This is a genomic window from Devosia sp. ZW T5_3 (assembly GCF_044987315.1).
In the GTDB taxonomy this organism is placed as follows: Bacteria; Pseudomonadota; Alphaproteobacteria; order Rhizobiales; family Devosiaceae; genus Devosia.
Window position 1 is genome coordinate 1 of record NZ_JBJDRE010000012.1, and the last position, 16,846, is coordinate 16,846.

The 16,846-nt window shown below is 63.0% G+C and carries 14 protein-coding genes; 7 read left to right on the top strand and 7 right to left on the bottom strand.

What is annotated here, in order from left to right; translation table 11 throughout:
* The first annotated feature begins 487 nt into the window (after positions 1–487).
* The 6 genes from ftsH (at position 488) to ACI3KW_RS15310 (ending at position 8,917) form a co-directional block, all read left to right on the top strand.
* Complete coding sequence (gene ftsH / locus ACI3KW_RS15285) at positions 488–2,419, top strand: ATP-dependent zinc metalloprotease FtsH (RefSeq protein WP_113120086.1); 1,932 nt, start codon at positions 488–490, stop codon at positions 2,417–2,419.
* Positions 2,420–2,552: 133 nt separating this feature from the next.
* Entirely contained in the window at positions 2,553–3,896 is a 1,344-nt protein-coding gene (gene glmM / locus ACI3KW_RS15290) for a phosphoglucosamine mutase (protein WP_404848772.1), read from the top strand.
* 132 nt (positions 3,897–4,028) lie between these two features.
* A complete protein-coding gene (locus ACI3KW_RS15295) occupies positions 4,029–4,760 on the top strand; it encodes an outer membrane beta-barrel protein (RefSeq protein ID WP_113120088.1) in 732 nt (243 codons plus the stop codon).
* 107 nt (positions 4,761–4,867) lie between these two features.
* Entirely contained in the window at positions 4,868–5,845 is a 978-nt protein-coding gene (gene denD, locus ACI3KW_RS15300) for a D-erythronate dehydrogenase (RefSeq protein WP_404848773.1), read from the top strand.
* Positions 5,846–5,936: 91 nt separating this feature from the next.
* On the top strand, positions 5,937–6,941 hold the full coding sequence (locus ACI3KW_RS15305; RefSeq protein ID WP_404848774.1) for a LacI family DNA-binding transcriptional regulator: 1,005 nt from the start codon (positions 5,937–5,939) through the stop codon (positions 6,939–6,941).
* A 59-nt stretch (positions 6,942–7,000) separates the two neighbouring features.
* Entirely contained in the window at positions 7,001–8,917 is a 1,917-nt protein-coding gene (locus tag ACI3KW_RS15310; protein WP_404848775.1) for a glycoside hydrolase family 127 protein, read from the top strand.
* A gap of 46 nt (positions 8,918–8,963) precedes the next feature.
* On the opposite strand, the gene ACI3KW_RS15315 is transcribed toward ACI3KW_RS15310, so the two are convergent.
* The 3 genes from ACI3KW_RS15315 to ACI3KW_RS15325 all read right to left on the bottom strand — a co-directional run bounded on the left by ACI3KW_RS15315 (position 8,964) and on the right by ACI3KW_RS15325 (position 12,534).
* Entirely contained in the window at positions 8,964–10,157 is a 1,194-nt protein-coding gene (locus tag ACI3KW_RS15315; protein ID WP_404848776.1) for an MFS transporter, read from the bottom strand.
* A gap of 60 nt (positions 10,158–10,217) precedes the next feature.
* Complete coding sequence (locus ACI3KW_RS15320; protein WP_404848777.1) at positions 10,218–11,207, bottom strand: AraC family transcriptional regulator; 990 nt, start codon at positions 11,205–11,207, stop codon at positions 10,218–10,220.
* 112 nt (positions 11,208–11,319) lie between these two features.
* Positions 11,320–12,534 (bottom strand): MFS transporter, encoded by a 1,215-nt coding sequence (locus tag ACI3KW_RS15325; protein WP_404848778.1) that lies wholly within the window; start codon positions 12,532–12,534, stop codon positions 11,320–11,322.
* A gap of 127 nt (positions 12,535–12,661) precedes the next feature.
* Here ACI3KW_RS15325 and ACI3KW_RS15330 point away from each other — a divergent pair, with 127 nt between their 5' ends.
* The gene (locus ACI3KW_RS15330) at positions 12,662–13,252 is read left to right on the top strand and encodes a TetR/AcrR family transcriptional regulator (RefSeq protein ID WP_262171799.1); all 591 of its coding nucleotides are present in this window, start codon (positions 12,662–12,664) and stop codon (positions 13,250–13,252) included.
* A gap of 1 nt (position 13,253) precedes the next feature.
* Here ACI3KW_RS15330 and ACI3KW_RS15335 read toward each other — a convergent pair whose 3' ends face one another.
* Genes ACI3KW_RS15335 through ACI3KW_RS15350 form a run of 4 tightly spaced genes read right to left on the bottom strand, consistent with a single transcriptional unit; the run spans position 13,254 to position 16,823 of the window.
* Positions 13,254–13,613, bottom strand: coding sequence for a cytochrome C oxidase subunit IV family protein (locus ACI3KW_RS15335; RefSeq protein ID WP_404848779.1), 360 nt, complete (start codon positions 13,611–13,613; stop codon positions 13,254–13,256).
* A 5-nt stretch (positions 13,614–13,618) separates the two neighbouring features.
* Positions 13,619–14,341, bottom strand: coding sequence for a heme-copper oxidase subunit III family protein (locus tag ACI3KW_RS15340; protein WP_404848780.1), 723 nt, complete (start codon positions 14,339–14,341; stop codon positions 13,619–13,621).
* Entirely contained in the window at positions 14,338–15,057 is a 720-nt protein-coding gene (locus tag ACI3KW_RS15345) for a cytochrome c oxidase subunit 3 (RefSeq protein WP_404848781.1), read from the bottom strand. The genes ACI3KW_RS15340 and ACI3KW_RS15345 overlap by 4 nt, the downstream gene beginning before the upstream one ends.
* A complete protein-coding gene (locus ACI3KW_RS15350) occupies positions 15,054–16,823 on the bottom strand; it encodes a cbb3-type cytochrome c oxidase subunit I (RefSeq protein ID WP_404848782.1) in 1,770 nt (589 codons plus the stop codon). The genes ACI3KW_RS15345 and ACI3KW_RS15350 overlap by 4 nt, the downstream gene beginning before the upstream one ends.
* Between the last annotated feature and the right edge of the window lie 23 nt (positions 16,824–16,846).

A 16,846-nucleotide genomic window follows, 5' to 3' on the forward strand; every position in this document is an offset into this window, starting at 1 on the left:
GGGCGAAGAACCCCAATCTATCCATCTTATCCCCGCCCCACCCACCCTATGCCACTATCCCTCCATCACCCCGCCAGAGCGCGGTCATGACGAGTGGATGGGCTGGGTGAATGCCGTGGTTTGGAGGTCGCTCCGGCCACGCAGAGGTACGACGGCTCGCCTCATAACAGGGCAAGCTCATCCGGCCCTGTGAAAAATCCCGGCGCGATGGCGAGGCCGACGTTTCACCATCTACCAAACCCTAGAGACGCCGGTCTCGCCATCGCCGCTCACTGCCAAAACCGTCGGCACCAGCCGGGCGGCGTATCGCCACGCCCCTGTGGAACCTTCCGCTTCGCCATTGCGTATTAACCCAATCGCGACATTATGACTGGACGGAGCGCCCAAAGGGCCGCAGGTCTTGCCCTTGTAACGCCCCATTGCCGGACATACATTCGGCCTTACTGCTGGCTGCTGCATTTGGGCCGGCTTCTCCGGGACAGGATTGATGAACGGAAACTTCCGCAACTTCGCCATCTGGCTAGTCATACTCTTCATGCTGATGGGCCTGTTCCAGGTCTTCCAGTCGTCGACCCGCTCAATTTCGGTCTCCGACAAGAGCTACAGCCAGTTCGTCACCGATGTGGAAGCAGGCCGCGTCCAATCCGTCACCATCACCAATAATGTGGTGTCGGGCGTGCTCAATGACGGTGCGCGCTTTGAAACCGTGCTGCCCGATGGCGCCGACGTGATCAATCGCCTCGAAGACAAGGGCGTGTCGATCACCGCGCGGGCCCCCGAATCGAGCCCGTTCTGGTCGATCCTGCTGTCGTCCTGGCTGCCATTCATCGTCATCATCGGCGTCTGGTTCTTCTTCATACGGCAGATGCAGGGCGGTGGCCGTGGCGGCGCGATGGGCTTTGGCAAGTCGCGCGCCAAGCTGCTCACCGAAACCCATGGCAAGGTGACGTTCGAGGACGTGGCCGGCGTGGACGAAGCCAAGCAGGACCTTGAGGAAATCGTCGAATTCCTGCGCGATCCCGGCAAGTTCCAGCGCCTGGGCGGCCGTATTCCGCGCGGCGTGCTGCTGGTGGGCCCTCCGGGTACCGGTAAGACGCTGCTGGCCCGTTCGGTCGCCGGCGAAGCCAATGTGCCCTTCTTTACCATTTCGGGTTCGGACTTCGTTGAAATGTTCGTCGGTGTCGGCGCGTCCCGCGTTCGCGACATGTTCGAACAGGCCAAGAAGAATGCACCCTGCATTATCTTCATCGACGAAATTGACGCCGTCGGTCGCCAGCGTGGCGCCGGTCTCGGTGGCGGTAACGACGAACGCGAACAGACCCTCAACCAGCTCCTTGTCGAGATGGACGGCTTTGAAGCCAATGAAGGCATCATCCTGATCGCTGCCACCAACCGTCCCGACGTGCTGGATCCCGCTTTGCTGCGTCCCGGCCGCTTCGACCGCCAGGTCGTGGTGCCCAATCCCGACGTGTCGGGCCGCGAAAAGGTGCTCAAGGTTCACGTCCGCAAGGTGCCTTTGGCCCCCGATGTGGATCTGAAGGTTCTGGCCCGTGGTACCCCCGGTTTCTCCGGTGCTGATCTGATGAACCTGGTCAACGAGGCGGCCCTGATGGCAGCGCGGCGCAATAAGCGCTTCGTCACCCATGCCGAATTCGAGGACGCCAAGGACAAGATCATGATGGGCGCCGAGCGCCGCACCATGGCTATGTCCGAGGACGAGAAGAAGCTGACCGCCTATCACGAGGCTGGCCACGCCATCATCGCGCTCAAGGTTGCGGGCATCGACCCCATCCACAAGGCGACGATCATTCCGCGCGGGCGCGCTTTGGGCATGGTCATGACCCTGCCCGAGAGCGACAGCTATTCGTTCTCCCGTGAAAAGGCTTTGGCGCGCCTCACCATGCTGTTCGGCGGCCGCGAGGCCGAGATCATCAAGTTCGGCCCGGAAAAGGTCACCTCTGGCGCCTCCGGCGATATCCAGATGGCGACCAGCCTGGCCCGGTCCATGGTCATGGAATGGGGCATGAGCGAAAAGCTCGGCCGTGTTCGCTACAAGTCGAGCGACCAGGAAGTGTTCCTGGGCCATTCGGTGACGCAGTCGACCAATATGAGCGACGACACCGCGCGCATCATCGACCAGGAAGTGCGCAAGCTGATCGAGGATGGCGAGGCCTCGGCCAAGGAAATCCTCACCACCTACCACGACGAGTGGGAGGCGATTGCCCAGGCGCTGCTCGAATATGAGACGCTGACCGGCGATGAGCTGCGCGCCCTGATGGAAGGCAAGCAGCCGGTTCGCCCGGACGACAATGGCCCTTCCGCGCCCAAGGCGACGGGTGTGCCCTCGGCCGGCAAGTCGGGCAAGAAGCGCCCCGATGCACCGCCCGAGACAGGTCTCGAGCCGCAGCCGGGCAGCTAAGTCAGGCAGAAAAATTGGAAAGGTCGCCGCAGGGCGGCCTTTCTGCGTTTGATCTTCACCGTTATTCCGCCGAAAAGCGCTCTTAACGGTTGAACGATAGAATCACCGCTCGATACGAGTGTGAGGGCAGATCATGGTCAGGAAATATTTCGGCACGGACGGTATTCGCGGCCTCGCCAATGGCAGCAAGCTTACCCCCGAACTGGCAATGAAGGTCGGCATGGCTGCCGGCACCAAATTCGTGCGCGGCGACCATCGCAATCGCGTGGTGATCGGCAAGGATACCCGTCGCTCCGGCTATATGATCGAGACGGCGCTGACCGCCGGCTTCACCGCCGTGGGCATGGATGTCTACCTGCTCGGCCCGATGCCGACCCCAGCCGTCGCCATGCTGACCCGCTCGCTGCGGGCGGATCTGGGCGTCATGATCTCGGCCTCGCACAATCCTTATGACGACAATGGCATCAAGCTGTTCCGCCCCGATGGCTACAAGCTCAGCGACGAGCTGGAGCTGGAAATCGAGCGGCTGATCGACAGCGATACGAGCAAGCTTCTGGCGCATGGCATGAATATCGGCCGCGCCCATCGCGACGAGGAAGCCCGCACCCGCTATATCGAATATGCCAAGCGCACGCTGCCGCGCAATGTCGACCTGTCCGGCCTGCGCGTGGTGCTCGATTGCGCCAATGGCGCCGCCTACAAGGTCGCGCCCATCGCCCTCTGGGAATTGGGCGCCGAGGTCATCACCATCGGCGTCGAGCCCGATGGCTACAATATCAATCACAAGGTCGGCTCCACCGCGCCCGACGCCGTGGCCGCCAAGGTGCGCGAGATGCGCGCCGACATTGGCATTGCGCTGGATGGCGACGCCGATCGCGTCATCATCATTGATGAAAAGGGCAATGTGGTCGATGGCGACCAGTTTATGGCGGTGATCGCCCAGAGCTGGATGGAGCGCGAAATGCTGGTGGGCGGTGGGATCGTTGCCACCATCATGTCCAATCTGGGCCTCGAACGCTATCTGCTCTCGCTGGGGCTGACGCTGGAGCGCACGCAGGTGGGCGATCGCTACGTGCTCGAAGCCATGCGGGCCAAGGGCTTCAATGTGGGCGGCGAACAATCGGGCCACATCATCCTGTCCGATTTCACCACGACCGGGGATGGCCTTGTCGCCGCGCTGCAATTGCTGGCCGTGCTCAAGCAGCAGGAGCGCTCCATCTCGGAAATCTGCGCCCGCTTCGAAAAGGTCCCGCAACTGCTGCGCAGCGTCAAGTTCAAGTCCGGCAAGCCGCTGGAGCACAAGCAGGTCATCCAGGCCATTGCCGATGGCCAGGCCATGCTGGGCAAGGGCGGGCGCCTCGTCGTCCGCGCCTCGGGCACCGAGCCCGTCATCCGCGTCATGGGTGAGGCCGACGATGCCGCTCTGGTATCGACCGTGGTCGGCCAGGTAGAGGCAGCGATCCTGCAGGTCGCCTGATTTCCGACAACTGTTGTCGGGCCGGTCTCTACTGCTGTTACGGTTAAAAGTTTAGGTTAATCGGGTTTTAAGAAAGTTGTCCGATATTTGCCAACAATCGACTCATGTCGTGGCAACCTAAGGACGAATTTCATGAACAAGCTCATCGCTGCGGTCATGGTGGCTGGAGCCGCTGTTGTGGCTGCCCCGGCACTGGCCGCGGATATGCCTTATTATCCGCCGGTCATCGACGTTCCTGACGTGGACTATGGCGTCCAGGGCGCTTTCTACCTGCGCGGCAGCGCCGGTGGGAACGGGCTGTGGGCCAAGGAAGTCAGCCATCCCAGCGGCGTCCCGGATACGGTGTTCGCCACCGACGATTGGGGCTTCGGCTACTCGGTCGGCGCGGGTGTCGGCTATGAAACCGGCACCGGCCTGCGCTTCGACGTGACCGCCGACTATCTCGCCAATGATGAGCTGTCGACCACCATTTCCGGCTCGACCAACATCGCCAATGGCCAGCACAAGCTGGAACTGCGCTCCACCATCCTGCTCGCCAACGCCTATTATGACTTCGGTCTGGGCGGCGGCGGTTATGGCGCAGCCGGCGGCGCCTTCGGCTATGTCGGCGCCGGCGCCGGTGTGGCGCTTAATAACGTGATCAGCCACGGTCCGGGCCTGCCCGATACGCGCGGCGACAATACCAGCTTCGCCGCTGCCGGCATGGTCGGCGTCGGCTACGATTTCGGTCAGGTCGTCGCCGATATCGGCTACCGCGCGCTCTACATCAATTCCGTCGAGAATGACGAGCCATTGCTGCCCTATAGCGTCGCCAATGTCTGGGCTCATGAAGTGCGCGGCACCGTTCGCTACCGCTTCAACTAAGCGTCCCTTTGCAGCGACAGAAGTCAGATCGGCACCTTCGGGTGCCGATTTTTTTTTTACCCTCTGCGGCAGAATCGCCCCTACCATAGGCGGGGCAGGAGGACGCTATGAAGGTTTTGGTGATTGGTGCGGCGGGCATGGTGGGCCGCAAGTTGACGGCGGCGCTGCTGGCGGCGGGACAGGTGGGTGGCCAGCCGATCGAGAGTCTCATGCTGGCCGACATCGTGGCGCCGGAAATGCCGGCTGCGACGCTTCCGATCGATACCATCGCCACCGATCTGTCCGAGCCCGGCAGCGCTGTGCTCCTGCTCAAGGCCCGGCCCGACCTGATCTTCCATCTGGCAGCGATCGTATCGGGAGAGGCGGAAGCCGATTTCGAAAAAGGCTACCGCATCAATCTCGATGGCACGCGGCATCTGTTCGAAGCTATCCGGCTGAGCGCGCAACCCTATCGTCCGCGCGTGGTGTTTACTTCTTCCATCGCCGTTTTTGGCGAGCCGCTTCCGGCAGTGATCGGGGATAGTCAGGATCATACGCCGCTCACCAGCTACGGCACGCAGAAGGCGATTTGCGAGCTGCTGCTGGCCGATTATTCGCGACGGGGCTTTCTCGATGGCGTGGGCATTCGCCTGCCCACTATTGCCGTCCGGCCCGGCAAGCCCAACAAGGCCGCCTCCGGCTTCTTCTCCGGCATTATCCGCGAGCCGCTGGCGGGAATGGAAGCGATCCTGCCGGTCGATGACAGCGTGCGCCACTGGTTTGCCAGCCCGCGGGCGGCGGTGGGTTTCCTGCTGCATGCCGCGCAGATGGATACCGCGCCCTTGGGGCAGCGGCGCAATCTGACCATGCCGGGCCTGTCGGTGACCGTGGCTGAACAGATCGCGGCGTTGCGACGCGTCGCCGGTCCGGCGGCGACCCAGTTGATCCGCCGCCAGCCCGACGAAGTCATCGCCAAAATCGTTGCCGGCTGGCCGCAGGCCTTTGATGCCCAACGCGCCTTGGCGCTGGGCTTCCATGCCGAAACCAGCTTTGACGAAATTATCCGCATCCACATCGAAGACGAGTTGCCACCGGCCCAGCCCTGAATTGGCGCGAGCTGCATTTGCCGATTGACGGCTGGCAATCGAAATGAGAAAACGTTTGCGCAGATGAGCAAACGTTTGCGCAGGCGGGTCTATGGTGTCGGAGTCGGTCAAAACTATCGAGCGGACGCGAATTTATGACGTGGCTGCTGCCGCGGGCGTCAGCGTTGCTACGGCCTCGCGGGCGCTGAACGATACCGGCCGCATGACCGAGCAAACCCGCGAGCGGGTCAAACAGGTTGCAGCCCAGCTCGGCTTTCGCCCCAATACCATGGCGCGGGGCCTGCTCGGCAAGCGTAGCTTCACCATTGGCCTATTGACCAACGACACCTATGGCCGCTTCACGCTGCCGCTGATGGCCGGAGTTTCCGAAGCCCTGGTCGACCGGGGCGTCTCGGTTTTCCTCTGCACCATCGAGGATGATGCGGCGCTGGCCAAGGTGCATGTCGATGCACTGCTCGACAAGCAGGTCGACGGCATTATCGCTTCCGGCCGGCGGGTCGATCGGCGCTTGCCGGTCGATTTAAGCAATCTGCCCGTGCCCGTCGTCTATGCCTTTACCGAGGGCCCGGACGATAGCGTGACCTTCATATCCGATGATGAACAGGGCTCGTGCGAGGCGGTGCAATGGCTGGTCAGCCGTGGCCGCCGCCGCATCGTCCACATTACCGGGCCAAAAAGTTTTGCCTCGGTACAGGTGCGGGCCCATGCCTATCGCACCGTGGTCGGCGAACAGGCCGAAATCCACCACGGCGAATGGAGCGAGGCCTGGGGGCATGAGGCCGTGGCCCGGCTCTGGAGTGGCGCCGACACCCCGCCCGACGGCATCTTTTGCGGCAATGACCAGATTGCCCGCGGCGCGGTCGATGCCTTGCGCGAACGCGGCGTCACCGTGCCCGATGACGTCTCCGTCGTTGGCTTCGACAATTGGGAAATCGTCGCCGCAGCAACGCGGCCGCCTCTCACCAGCGTGGACATGAACCTGCGGGAACTTGGCCGCGAGGCCGGCCTGACCATTTTGGCGCTGGCCGAGGGCAAAGAGGTCGCGCCCGGAATCCGGCGCTTGCCGTGCCAATTGGTGCTGCGCCAGTCAGGCTGAGGCAATGCCACATGCGCCGGCCCGGCGCTACCACTTGATCAACCATCGGAAAGCTCAAAATGTCTGCTGCTCAAGATCGCCAATTCCGCCCGCTGCCCGTGCCCAGCGTCGACGTCTCCGGCTTTTGGGGCGATTGGCAGGATGCGGTATGCGATCATACCGCCGCCACCTTGCTCGACCGCTGCGTCGAAGCCCGCATGCTCGAACAGATCGATATCGGCGTGCCCAGCCCGGGCGTCGTCATCCCGTTCATTGGCTGGCTCGGTTCGGCTCAGATGTTCTGGGACAGCGACCTGGGCAAATCCATCGAGACCATCGCCTATTCGCTTTACCGCAAGCCCAATCCGGAACTCGAGGCGCGGGCCGACGCCATTATCGACCTCTATGAGAAGCTGCAGGAGCCCGATGGCTATCTCAATTCCTTCTTCCAGCGCATCAAGCCGGAATGGAAATGGACCAATCTGCGCGATTTCCACGAGCTTTATTGCGCCGGCCACATGATCGAGGGCGCCGTCGCCTATTACCAGGCCACCGGCAAGCGCAAATTCCTCGATATCATGTGCCGCATGGCCGACCATCTGGTGGCCCGTTTCGGCAAGGGGCCGGGCCAGGTTCCCGGCTATTGCGGCCATGAGGAAATCGAGCTGGCACTGGTGCGGCTCGCCCGGGTTACTGGCGAGCAGAAATATATGGACCTCGCCAAATTCTTCATCGACGAGCGCGGCCAGAAGCCCAATTTCTTCATCGAGGAAGCCATTCGCGAGGGTCGCAACACCAAGAGCGCGCAGCACGATACGCTGGGCTACAATCAGTCCCATCTGCCGGTGCGCGAGCAGAAAAAGGTGGTCGGCCACGCTGTGCGCGCCATGTATCTCTATTCGGGCATGGCCGATATCGCGACCGAATATAACGACGACAGCCTCACCGACGCGCTCGAAATCCTGTGGGACGATCTGACGGGCAAGCAGATGTATGTCACCGGCGGCATCGGCCCGGCAGCGTCAAACGAGGGCTTCACCGACTATTACGACCTGCCCAATGACACGGCCTATGCCGAGACCTGCGCCTCGGTGGGCCTGGTGTTCTGGGCCAATCGCATGCTGGGGCGCGGTCCCGACCGGCGCTATGCCGACATCATGGAACAGGCGCTCTACAATGGCGCCATCGCCGGCCTGTCGCGCGATGGCAAGACGTTCTTTTATGAAAACCCGCTTGAAAGCACCGGCAAGCATCATCGCTGGACCTGGCATACCTGCCCCTGCTGCCCACCCAATATCGCGCGGCTCGTCGCCTCGATCGGCTCTTATATGTATGGCGTGGCCAAAGACGAAGTGGCCGTGCATCTCTACGGCGAAAGCACTGCGCGGCTGGAGCTTGGCAACGGCGCCAAGGTCACGCTGAGCCAGCAGACCCAATATCCCTGGGATGGCGCCATCGGCCTCACCCTCGGCGTCGATCAGCCGACCCAATTCGCCCTGTCACTGCGCATTCCCGCCTGGGCCAAGGGCGCGACATTGGCCGTCAACGGGCAAAGCATCGATCTCGGCGCCATCACCGAAAAAGGCTACGCCCGGGTCGAGCGGCTGTGGAGTCCGGGTGACGTTGTGGCGCTGGACCTGCCGCTGGTGCCGCGTGCGCTGCGGGCCAATGGCAAGGTGCGCCAGGATGCCGGCCGTGTGGCGGTGATGCGCGGCCCGCTGGTCTATTGCCTGGAAGGCACCGACAATCCGGTGGGACTCAATTCGATCCTGTTGAGTGATGGCCTTGGCCGCTCGGAAACGGCGGTCATTGCCGATCTCAACCGGGCCATCGCCATCGATCTGCCGGTGCTGCGCGAGGTGATTGCCAGTGACGAGCTCTATACCGAGCAGACGCCCGACATTGTGGCCGATACCGCGCGATTGGTGCCCTATCATCTGTGGGACAATCGGGCGCCGGGCGACATGCTGGTCTGGCTGCGGGCGCAGCGCGGTTGAATGTGCATCGGGGCCGGCAGCGGAATGCTACCGGCCACCGGCGCTTTTAGCTGCGCGGCTGCAGTATGGCCAGCACCAGGGTCAGCGCGGACAGAATCGCTGCCAAGGTGAGCGGGCCGGCAACCGACAAGCCATCCACGATATAGCCGCCGACCACCGCGCCCACGGCGATGGCGACCTGGAAGCAGACCACCATGAGGCTGCCGGATGCCTCAAGGGCATCCAATGCGGCACGCGACAGATTGGTCTGCAACACGATGGGCGCCGTGCCGAAGGCAAAACCCCAGAGCGCGACGAAGCCGAAAGCCGCGCCGGTATGGCTGCCCCACAGCACCAGAGCCAAGGCGGCAATGCCCAGCGTCGTGCCGGTCGTGGCCAAAGCCGCGCGGATATTGGTGTCGGCCATGCGGCCGCCGGCGATATTGCCGATAACGCTGGCAACGCCATAGCCGAGCAGGGCCCAGGCGACGGCGCTGGCGGGCAATTGGGTGACCTGTTCGAGGAAGGGACGCACATAGACAAAGCCGGCGAAGTGGCCCGTGACCAGCAGCAGCACGGCGAGCATGCCGAGCTGAATGCCGCGGCGGCCCATCAGGCGGAACACGTCGCCAAGCCGGGTGCCTTCGCCGGCGGGCAGGCTGGGCAGGCTGACCAATTGCAGCAACATGGCGATAGCGGCCGCGCCGGCCGTCGCGGCCATGGCGGTGCGCCAGCCGATCCAGTCGCTGAGCAGGGCGCCGATGGATGGGGCAGCGATGGTAGCCAGCGACACCCCGACAAAGATGATGGACATGCCCCGGCCCAGCGAATTGACGCCGACCAGCCGGGCGACGACTGCAGCCGACAGGGACCAGAAGCCGCTCAGCGCAATGCCCAGCCCGGCGCGACCGAGCAGCAGCAGCCAGAAATCGGTGGCCATAGCGGCCAGGATATTGGCGGCGATGGCCAGGGCACTGAGCCCGACCAGCACCGTCTTGCGGTTGAGCTTGCCGATGGCCGAATTGGCAAACAGCGCAGCGACCGCGCCGACGCTGGCCGTGGCAGTGACGACTTGGCCGGCGGTGCCTTCGCTGATGCCCAGATCGGCGGCCATCGGGGTCAAAAGGCCGGCAGGCAGGAATTCGGCCGAGACCAGCGCAAAGGTCGCGGCGGCCATGGAAACTACGGCCAGCCAGGTGCTGGTGCTCCAGCGGCTTGGCGCGGAGGCGTCGCCGTCCAGAGGGATGCTTGTGTCGGTCATAGAAGAGTCTCCAGAATTTGGAGGAACTTCATAGACGAGGCCTGCCGGACGATATGTGTCCTAAAATCCGAATTCCATGTCCGTTTGTCTGGAAAGCTCCCGCCGGACGGCGCCAGGCGAAGCGCCGGTGGTGCGTTTGAAGGCGCGGGCAAACGAGGCTTCCGATTCATAGCCCAGGCGGATGGCGACTTCGGCAACGGTCAGGCCGCCCTGGCCGAGCCATTCCTGGCCCAGTTGCATGCGCCAGCGCGTCAGGTAATGGGCGGCACCTTCGCCCACCAATGCACTGAAGCGTTCGGCAAACACGGAACGGGACTGCCCCGCGACAGCGGCCAGGCTTTCCACCGTCCAGCCGCGGCCGGGGTCGCGATGCATGGCGGCCAGCGCCCGGCCCACATGCACATCGCGGATGGCGGCGAGCCAGCCGGTGGTGGAGGAACTGGTGCAATCGACCCAGCAGCGGATCAGCCTTGCGGTGAGCAAGTCGGCCATGCGCGACAGAATGGTGGCGCCGCCCATGCGGGGCTGGCCGGCTTCGGCCGTCATGGCCGCGAGCAGGGGCGCAACCAGTGGATCCTTGGCGGCGACATCGCAGCCGCGAATGACGGTGGGCATCAAATTGAGCAGCGGGTGGATCGCACGGGCGCCCAGCGCCATCGAGCCGCAAAACAGCGTGCTGGTTTCCCCGGTCCCCTCATGCAGCACTTCGCAGACATTGCCGCCAAAGGTCTTGACCTGGCAGGTCTTGATCGAGGTGCAGGGCACGTCGGGCGCGCTGGCGAGGCGATGTGCGATGCCTTGGGGCAGCAGCACGAGATCGCCATCGCGCAATTCCTGCCAGCCATGCTCCTCGGTATGCAGCCAGCACGGGCCCTTGCTCACGAAGTGGAAACGCAGCAGCGGCTGTTCGGAAAAGGTGATGCCCCAGGGATGGCGCAATTCGCAGCGGCCATAATTGACACCGCTCAAACGAAAATCCTGCAGGACTTCGCTCAAGGCGTCCATGGGAACGCTGGGAGACAGACTTGGTGCGGACGGATGATCAAGCATGGGGCCAGATTAGGCATTGATCGTCCCGCGGGGCAAGGGATGGATTTCGAATGCTGGTATGCGTTGGAGCGCGTCTGCCCTCCAACCAAGGAAGGGCAAACGCTTCGCGGGTCTATTCGGCAGCTAGTGGGTGAGCGTCCGGGCAGTCGGCATCCCCCGCCAGGGTCTCTTGCCCCAACAGGATGGTGGCAAAGGCCAGCACGGCGGCGATGACCGAGACCCAGAAGCCGTTGGCAGGGCCATAGGTGTCGACCACCCAGCCGGTGAGGAAGGCGCCCAGCGCCATGCCGATGCCGATGCCGGTCACCACCCAGGTGATGCCCTCGGTGAGGATGGCCGCGGGAACGCGGCGCTCGACCAGCCCGAAGGCGGTGATGAAGGTGGGCGAGATGGCCACGCCGCTGGCAAAGATCGCCAAGGCCAGGAGCGGCACGGATTGCACGAAGAGCAGTGGCACGGCAGTGACGGCCAGCACGGAGAGCGCGATGGCCAATTGCCGTTCCAATGGCATTTTGAGATTGAGCGCGCCGATGATCAGCCCGACGACGAAAGAACCGACGGCATAGACACCGATAACGAGGCTCGCCGCGCCGGGTTGGCCCCAGGCCTCGGTGATGGCGACGACGCTGACTTCGGCGGTGGCGAAGATCGCGCCGACGAAGATCAGGGCCAGGGTGATGATCTGCACGGGCCGCTGCCAGATGGCGGAGGCGCCGGCGGTTTCGGCGCTGCTGCGCGTTCTGGGCTGGGTGGAGCGCTGCACGATGAAGGCGAAGCCGCCCAGAGCCAGCAACAGCGTGCTGACCACGAGGCCCGCTTCGGGGAAGAGGGCGACACTGAGCCCCACCGAGAGCGAGGCGCCGGCAATATAGACCAATTCGTCGGCGGCAGATTCAAAGGCAAAGGCGGTGTTCAGTTCGGGCCGGTCACGGAACAATTCGCTCCAGCGGGCGCGCAGCATGGCGGGAAAGCTGGGCATGACCGAAGCGCCAAGCGCTGCGGCAAACAACGTCCAGGCCGGCCAGCTCTGATTGGCGGCGAAGATCAGCACGGCAAAGGCGATGATGGCAATGATCGTGGTGGGCGCCAGCACCCGGGCCTGGCCGAGCCGGTCGACCACGCGCGAAATCTGCGGCGCGAGCAGGGCATTGGTCAGCGCATAGGTCGCCGAGACGGCGCCGGCGAGCCAATATTCGCCATGGGTTTGGGAAAGCATGGCGACAATGCCGATGGGCGCCATGGCGATGGGCATGCGGGCAAAAAAGCCGGCGCTGGCGAATGCCTTGGCCCCGGGGGCTTTGAATATCTCTGCATAGGGGTTCGACATTTGGGAACGTCCTCGACATTAATGAAATGCCACAGCAGGTTTCACATACGTGGCGTATGACAATTAGGTAATCGCATACGAAACGTATGTCAATTGACATTCGACGCGTATGTGAATAGGTATGGCCATGACCCGCAGAACCCGCAGCGAGATGATCGTCGAAACCCGCGCCAAGCTGATTGCGGCCGGCCGGCAAGCCTTTGCCACGCTGGGCTATGCCGAGGCATCGATGGACGATTTCACCGCGGCGGCGGGGCTGACGCGCGGGGCGCTCTATCATCATTTCGGCGACAAGAAGGGGCTGTTCGAGGCCGTCGTGAACCAGATCGACGGGGAAATGAACGAACGGCTGAAAGAGCGTGCCGCCAAGGCGCCAAGCCGCTGGGAGAGCTTTGTCGAGGAGGGGATCGGCTATATCGAAATGGCGCTGGAGCCCGAGATCGGGCGCATTCTGCTGCGCGACGGCCCAGCCGTGCTGGGCGACCCGGCATCCTGGCCCAGCGCCAATGGCTGCATCATGACGATGAAAGCCAGCCTTGATGCCCTGCTGGCAGATGGCGTGATCCGCGACATCGATACCGAAGCCACCGCCCGCATGGTCACCGGCGCGTCATGCTATGCGGCGCAATGGATCGCCAATGCGGACGACCCGGTGGCGATTTCCAAACGCGCGACCGAAGCCTATCGCCAATTGATCGAGGGCTTGTTGCGACCCTGAGCTAGGTGCCGCCATTGAGAAACAGCACCCGCGTCAGCTGCGTGTAATTGGCCTCGAGCGCCATCAGTGCCACGAAAACCAGAATGAGCACCGGCGGCACAAGGATGGCGTAGCTCAGCGCCAGCCGTTCCCAGCGCATATGCATGAAGATCGAGACGATCAGCCCCGCCTTGAGCAGCATCAGCGCCACGATCAGGCCCCAGCGCAACAGGCCCTGGAACTGCAATATGTCGACCATGTAGGAGCCGACGCTGAGGATGAAGAGCCAGGTCCAGACCACCAGATAGAGCCGGATGGGATGCTGCCGGCTTTCATCGTGGTTTGGGGCGGGCGTTGTGGAAGCGGTCGCAGAATGACTCATCTCAATCACCACAGGTAAAAGAAGGCGAAAATGAAGACCCACACCAGATCGACGAAGTGCCAGTAGAGGCCCATGATTTCGACGATCTCATAGCGGCCCTTGCGGGCGGTGAAGAAGCCGGGACGGCCGGTGTCGAAGTCGCCGCGCCAGACTTTTCGGGCGACGATCAGCAGGAAGATCACCCCGATGGTGACATGGGTGCCGTGAAAGCCAGTGATCATGAAGAAGATGGCGCCGAATTGCTGCGCGCCGAACGGGTTCTCCCAGGGGCGCACGCCCTCGGAGATCAACTTGCTCCATTCAAAGGCCTGCATGCCCACGAACATGGCGCCGAAGGCGGCGGTCAGCAGCATGAGTACAGCAGTTTTCTTGCGGTCGCGGCGATAGCCGTAATTGACCGCCATGGCCATGGTGCCGCTCGAGGTGATCAGCACGAAGGTCATGATGGCAATGAGCAGCAGCGGCATGTGATGGCCGGCGATTTCCAGCGAGAAGACCTCGCTGGCATTGGGCCAGGTGACCGTGGTGGACATGCGCGCGGTCATATAGGACAGCAGGAAACAGCCGAAGATGAAGGTGTCGCTGAGCAGGAACACCCACATCATCACCTTGCCCCAGGAGGCGGTCTTGAACGAGCGCTGGTCGGACGACCAGTCGGCGGCGATGCCGCGCCAGCCGGGCAGGCGCGCTGGGGGCTCGTGGGACGGTGTCACTGCAGGATCGCTCATCGCATTCCTCCTTGGGACAGGATATGGCCGCAAAAGGCCAGGAAGTCACCGGCCGAACCGGACAGGACGCCGAGCAGCAGCGCCCAGATCAGCAACATGAACAGCCAATAGGTGGCGGAGAGTTCCACGCTCAGTTTGATCCGTTCGGCCCGCTCATTGCGGCGGATGCGCTCGAACGTGCCGGCGAGGGCAAACATGCCTCCGATTACATGCAGGCCATGGGCCGCCGTCATCAGATAGAAGAAGCTGTCGGCCGGCCCCGAATTGACGAAATTGCCTGTGGCCGCCAGCATGCGCCAGGCCACGAACTGACCGACCAGGAACAGCAGCGCCAGCCCGATGGCGGCGAGCACACCGGTTCGCACCGCGCCCTTGTCGCCACGATTGGCCGCCCGTAGCGCCCATTCCAGCGCAAGCCCGGTGCCGACCAAAGCCAGCGTGTTGGGCCAGACGATCCAGGGCAGCGGCATATCCCGCCAGTCCAGCCCCTCCGAGCGCAGCAGATAGCCGGTAATCAGCAGGGCAAAAAGCGAGCCGACGACGGCGAGAAATACCCCGAGGCCCACTTGCGCCGGAGCATAGGGGGCAGGATTTGGCGCGGCCACGCCGCCTGCATGGTCGACCTGCAACCAGGGTTTGACGAAAAGGCCCTGGCGCGACAGCCACCAGCCCACGATAAGGGTGAGGATGGCGATGAAACCCAGAATGGCGCTCATGCCGGGTCTCCCTTGGTCACGCTGCCGGGCTCGTTCTGGGGGATGAAATCCTCCTTGGCGCCGGGCACGCTGTAATCATAGGCCCAGCGATAGACATTGGGCAGGTGCTCGCCCCAATTGCCATGCGGTGGGGGGGTAGTGGGCGTCTGCCATTCCAGCGTCGTGGCGCGCCAGGGATTGGGGCCGGATGGGCGGCCGTGACGCAGGCTCCAGATCAGGTTGAACACGAAGACCAGCTGCGCGAAGCCGACGATGAAGGCCATGATCGAGATGAAGGCATTCAGGCTGTGCCCTGACTCCGGCATGATCATGATGCCTTCGGTCTCGAAATAGCGGCGCGGCAGCCCCATCAGGCCCAGATAATGCATGGGAAAGAAAATGAGATAGGCGCCCAGGAACGTGACCCAGAAATGGAACTTGGCCATGGCGTCGCCCAGCATGCGGCCGGTCACCTTGGGATACCAGTGGTAGATGGCGCCAAAGATCACCAGGATCGGCGCCACCCCCATCACCATGTGGAAATGGGCGACCACGAACATGGTGTCCGAGAGCGGCACGTCCACCACCACATTGCCCAGGAACAGACCCGACAGCCCGCCGTTCACGAAGGTGACGATGAAGCCCAGGGCAAACAGCATGGGCGGATTGAAATGGATATCGCCGCGCCACAGGGTCAGCACCCAATTGTAGACCTTGATGGCCGTCGGCACCGCGATGATCAGCGTGGTGGTGGCAAAGAAGAACCCAAAATAGGGGTTCATGCCGCTCACATACATATGGTGCGCCCAGACCACGAAGCTGAGCACGCCAATGCCCACAATGGCCCAGACCATCATGCGATAGCCGAAGATATTGCGGCGGGCATGGGTGCTGATCAGGTCCGAGACGATGCCGAAAGCGGGCAGGGCGACGATATAGACTTCGGGGTGGCCGAAGAACCAGAACAGGTGCTGGAAGAGGATCGGGCTGCCCCCGCCATAGCTGAGCTGCTCGCCCATTTCGACCAAAGTCGGCATGAAGAAGCTGGTGCCCAGATATTTGTCGAACAGCATCATGACTGCGGCGACGAACAGGGCCGGAAAGGCCAGCAGTGCCATGACGGTGGCGACGAAAATGCCCCAGATGGTGAGGGGCAGCCGCATCAGCGTCATGCCACGGGCCCGGGCCTGCAAGACCGTCACGGTGTAGTTCAGCCCGCCCATGGTGAAGCCGATGATGAAGATGATCAGCGACACCAGCATGAGCATGATGCCCCATTGCTGACCCGGCGTATTGGAGAGGATCGCTTGCGGCGGATAAAGCGTCCAGCCGGCCCCGGTCGGCCCGCCCGGCACGAAAAAGCTGATCACCAGCAGCATGACCGCGACGAAATAGAGCCAGAAGCTGAGCATATTGGCATAGGGGAACACCATGTCCCGCGCGCCCACCATCAGCGGGATCAGGTAATTGCCGAAGCCACCCAGGAACAGGGCCGTCAGCAGGTACACCACCATGATCATGCCGTGCATGGTGATGATCTGGTAATAGCGGTCGGCGTCGATGAATTCGACCAGCCCCGGGAAACCCAGTTGCAGGCGGATCAGCCAGGACAGTACCAGCGCCACAAAGCCGATGGCCAGTGCTGTCCCCGCGTATTGCACCGCAATGACCTTGGCATCCTGGGAGAAGACGTATTTCGTCCACCAGCTATGGGCGTGGTAAAGTTCCATCTCCTCGAGTTCGGCGGGCGGTACCGTGGCGCTCGCGTCATGGGGGATGTCGGCCATAAATTCCTCCTCAACTCTCCTCT

Excerpts from the sequence above, each read along its gene's own strand:
- ftsH (WP_113120086.1), top strand. The coding sequence starts at position 488 with ATGAACGGAAACTTCCGCAACTTCGCCATCTGGCTAGTCATACTCTTC.
- glmM (WP_404848772.1), top strand. The coding sequence starts at position 2,553 with ATGGTCAGGAAATATTTCGGCACGGACGGTATTCGCGGCCTCGCCAAT.
- ACI3KW_RS15295 (WP_113120088.1), top strand. The coding sequence starts at position 4,029 with ATGAACAAGCTCATCGCTGCGGTCATGGTGGCTGGAGCCGCTGTTGTG.
- denD (WP_404848773.1), top strand. The coding sequence starts at position 4,868 with ATGAAGGTTTTGGTGATTGGTGCGGCGGGCATGGTGGGCCGCAAGTTG.
- ACI3KW_RS15305 (WP_404848774.1), top strand. The coding sequence starts at position 5,937 with ATGGTGTCGGAGTCGGTCAAAACTATCGAGCGGACGCGAATTTATGAC.
- ACI3KW_RS15310 (WP_404848775.1), top strand. The coding sequence starts at position 7,001 with ATGTCTGCTGCTCAAGATCGCCAATTCCGCCCGCTGCCCGTGCCCAGC.
- ACI3KW_RS15315 (WP_404848776.1), bottom strand. The coding sequence starts at position 10,157 with ATGACCGACACAAGCATCCCTCTGGACGGCGACGCCTCCGCGCCAAGC.
- ACI3KW_RS15320 (WP_404848777.1), bottom strand. The coding sequence starts at position 11,207 with ATGCTTGATCATCCGTCCGCACCAAGTCTGTCTCCCAGCGTTCCCATG.
- ACI3KW_RS15325 (WP_404848778.1), bottom strand. The coding sequence starts at position 12,534 with ATGTCGAACCCCTATGCAGAGATATTCAAAGCCCCCGGGGCCAAGGCA.
- ACI3KW_RS15330 (WP_262171799.1), top strand. The coding sequence starts at position 12,662 with ATGACCCGCAGAACCCGCAGCGAGATGATCGTCGAAACCCGCGCCAAG.
- ACI3KW_RS15335 (WP_404848779.1), bottom strand. The coding sequence starts at position 13,613 with ATGAGTCATTCTGCGACCGCTTCCACAACGCCCGCCCCAAACCACGAT.
- ACI3KW_RS15340 (WP_404848780.1), bottom strand. The coding sequence starts at position 14,341 with ATGAGCGATCCTGCAGTGACACCGTCCCACGAGCCCCCAGCGCGCCTG.
- ACI3KW_RS15345 (WP_404848781.1), bottom strand. The coding sequence starts at position 15,057 with ATGAGCGCCATTCTGGGTTTCATCGCCATCCTCACCCTTATCGTGGGC.
- ACI3KW_RS15350 (WP_404848782.1), bottom strand. The coding sequence starts at position 16,823 with ATGGCCGACATCCCCCATGACGCGAGCGCCACGGTACCGCCCGCCGAA.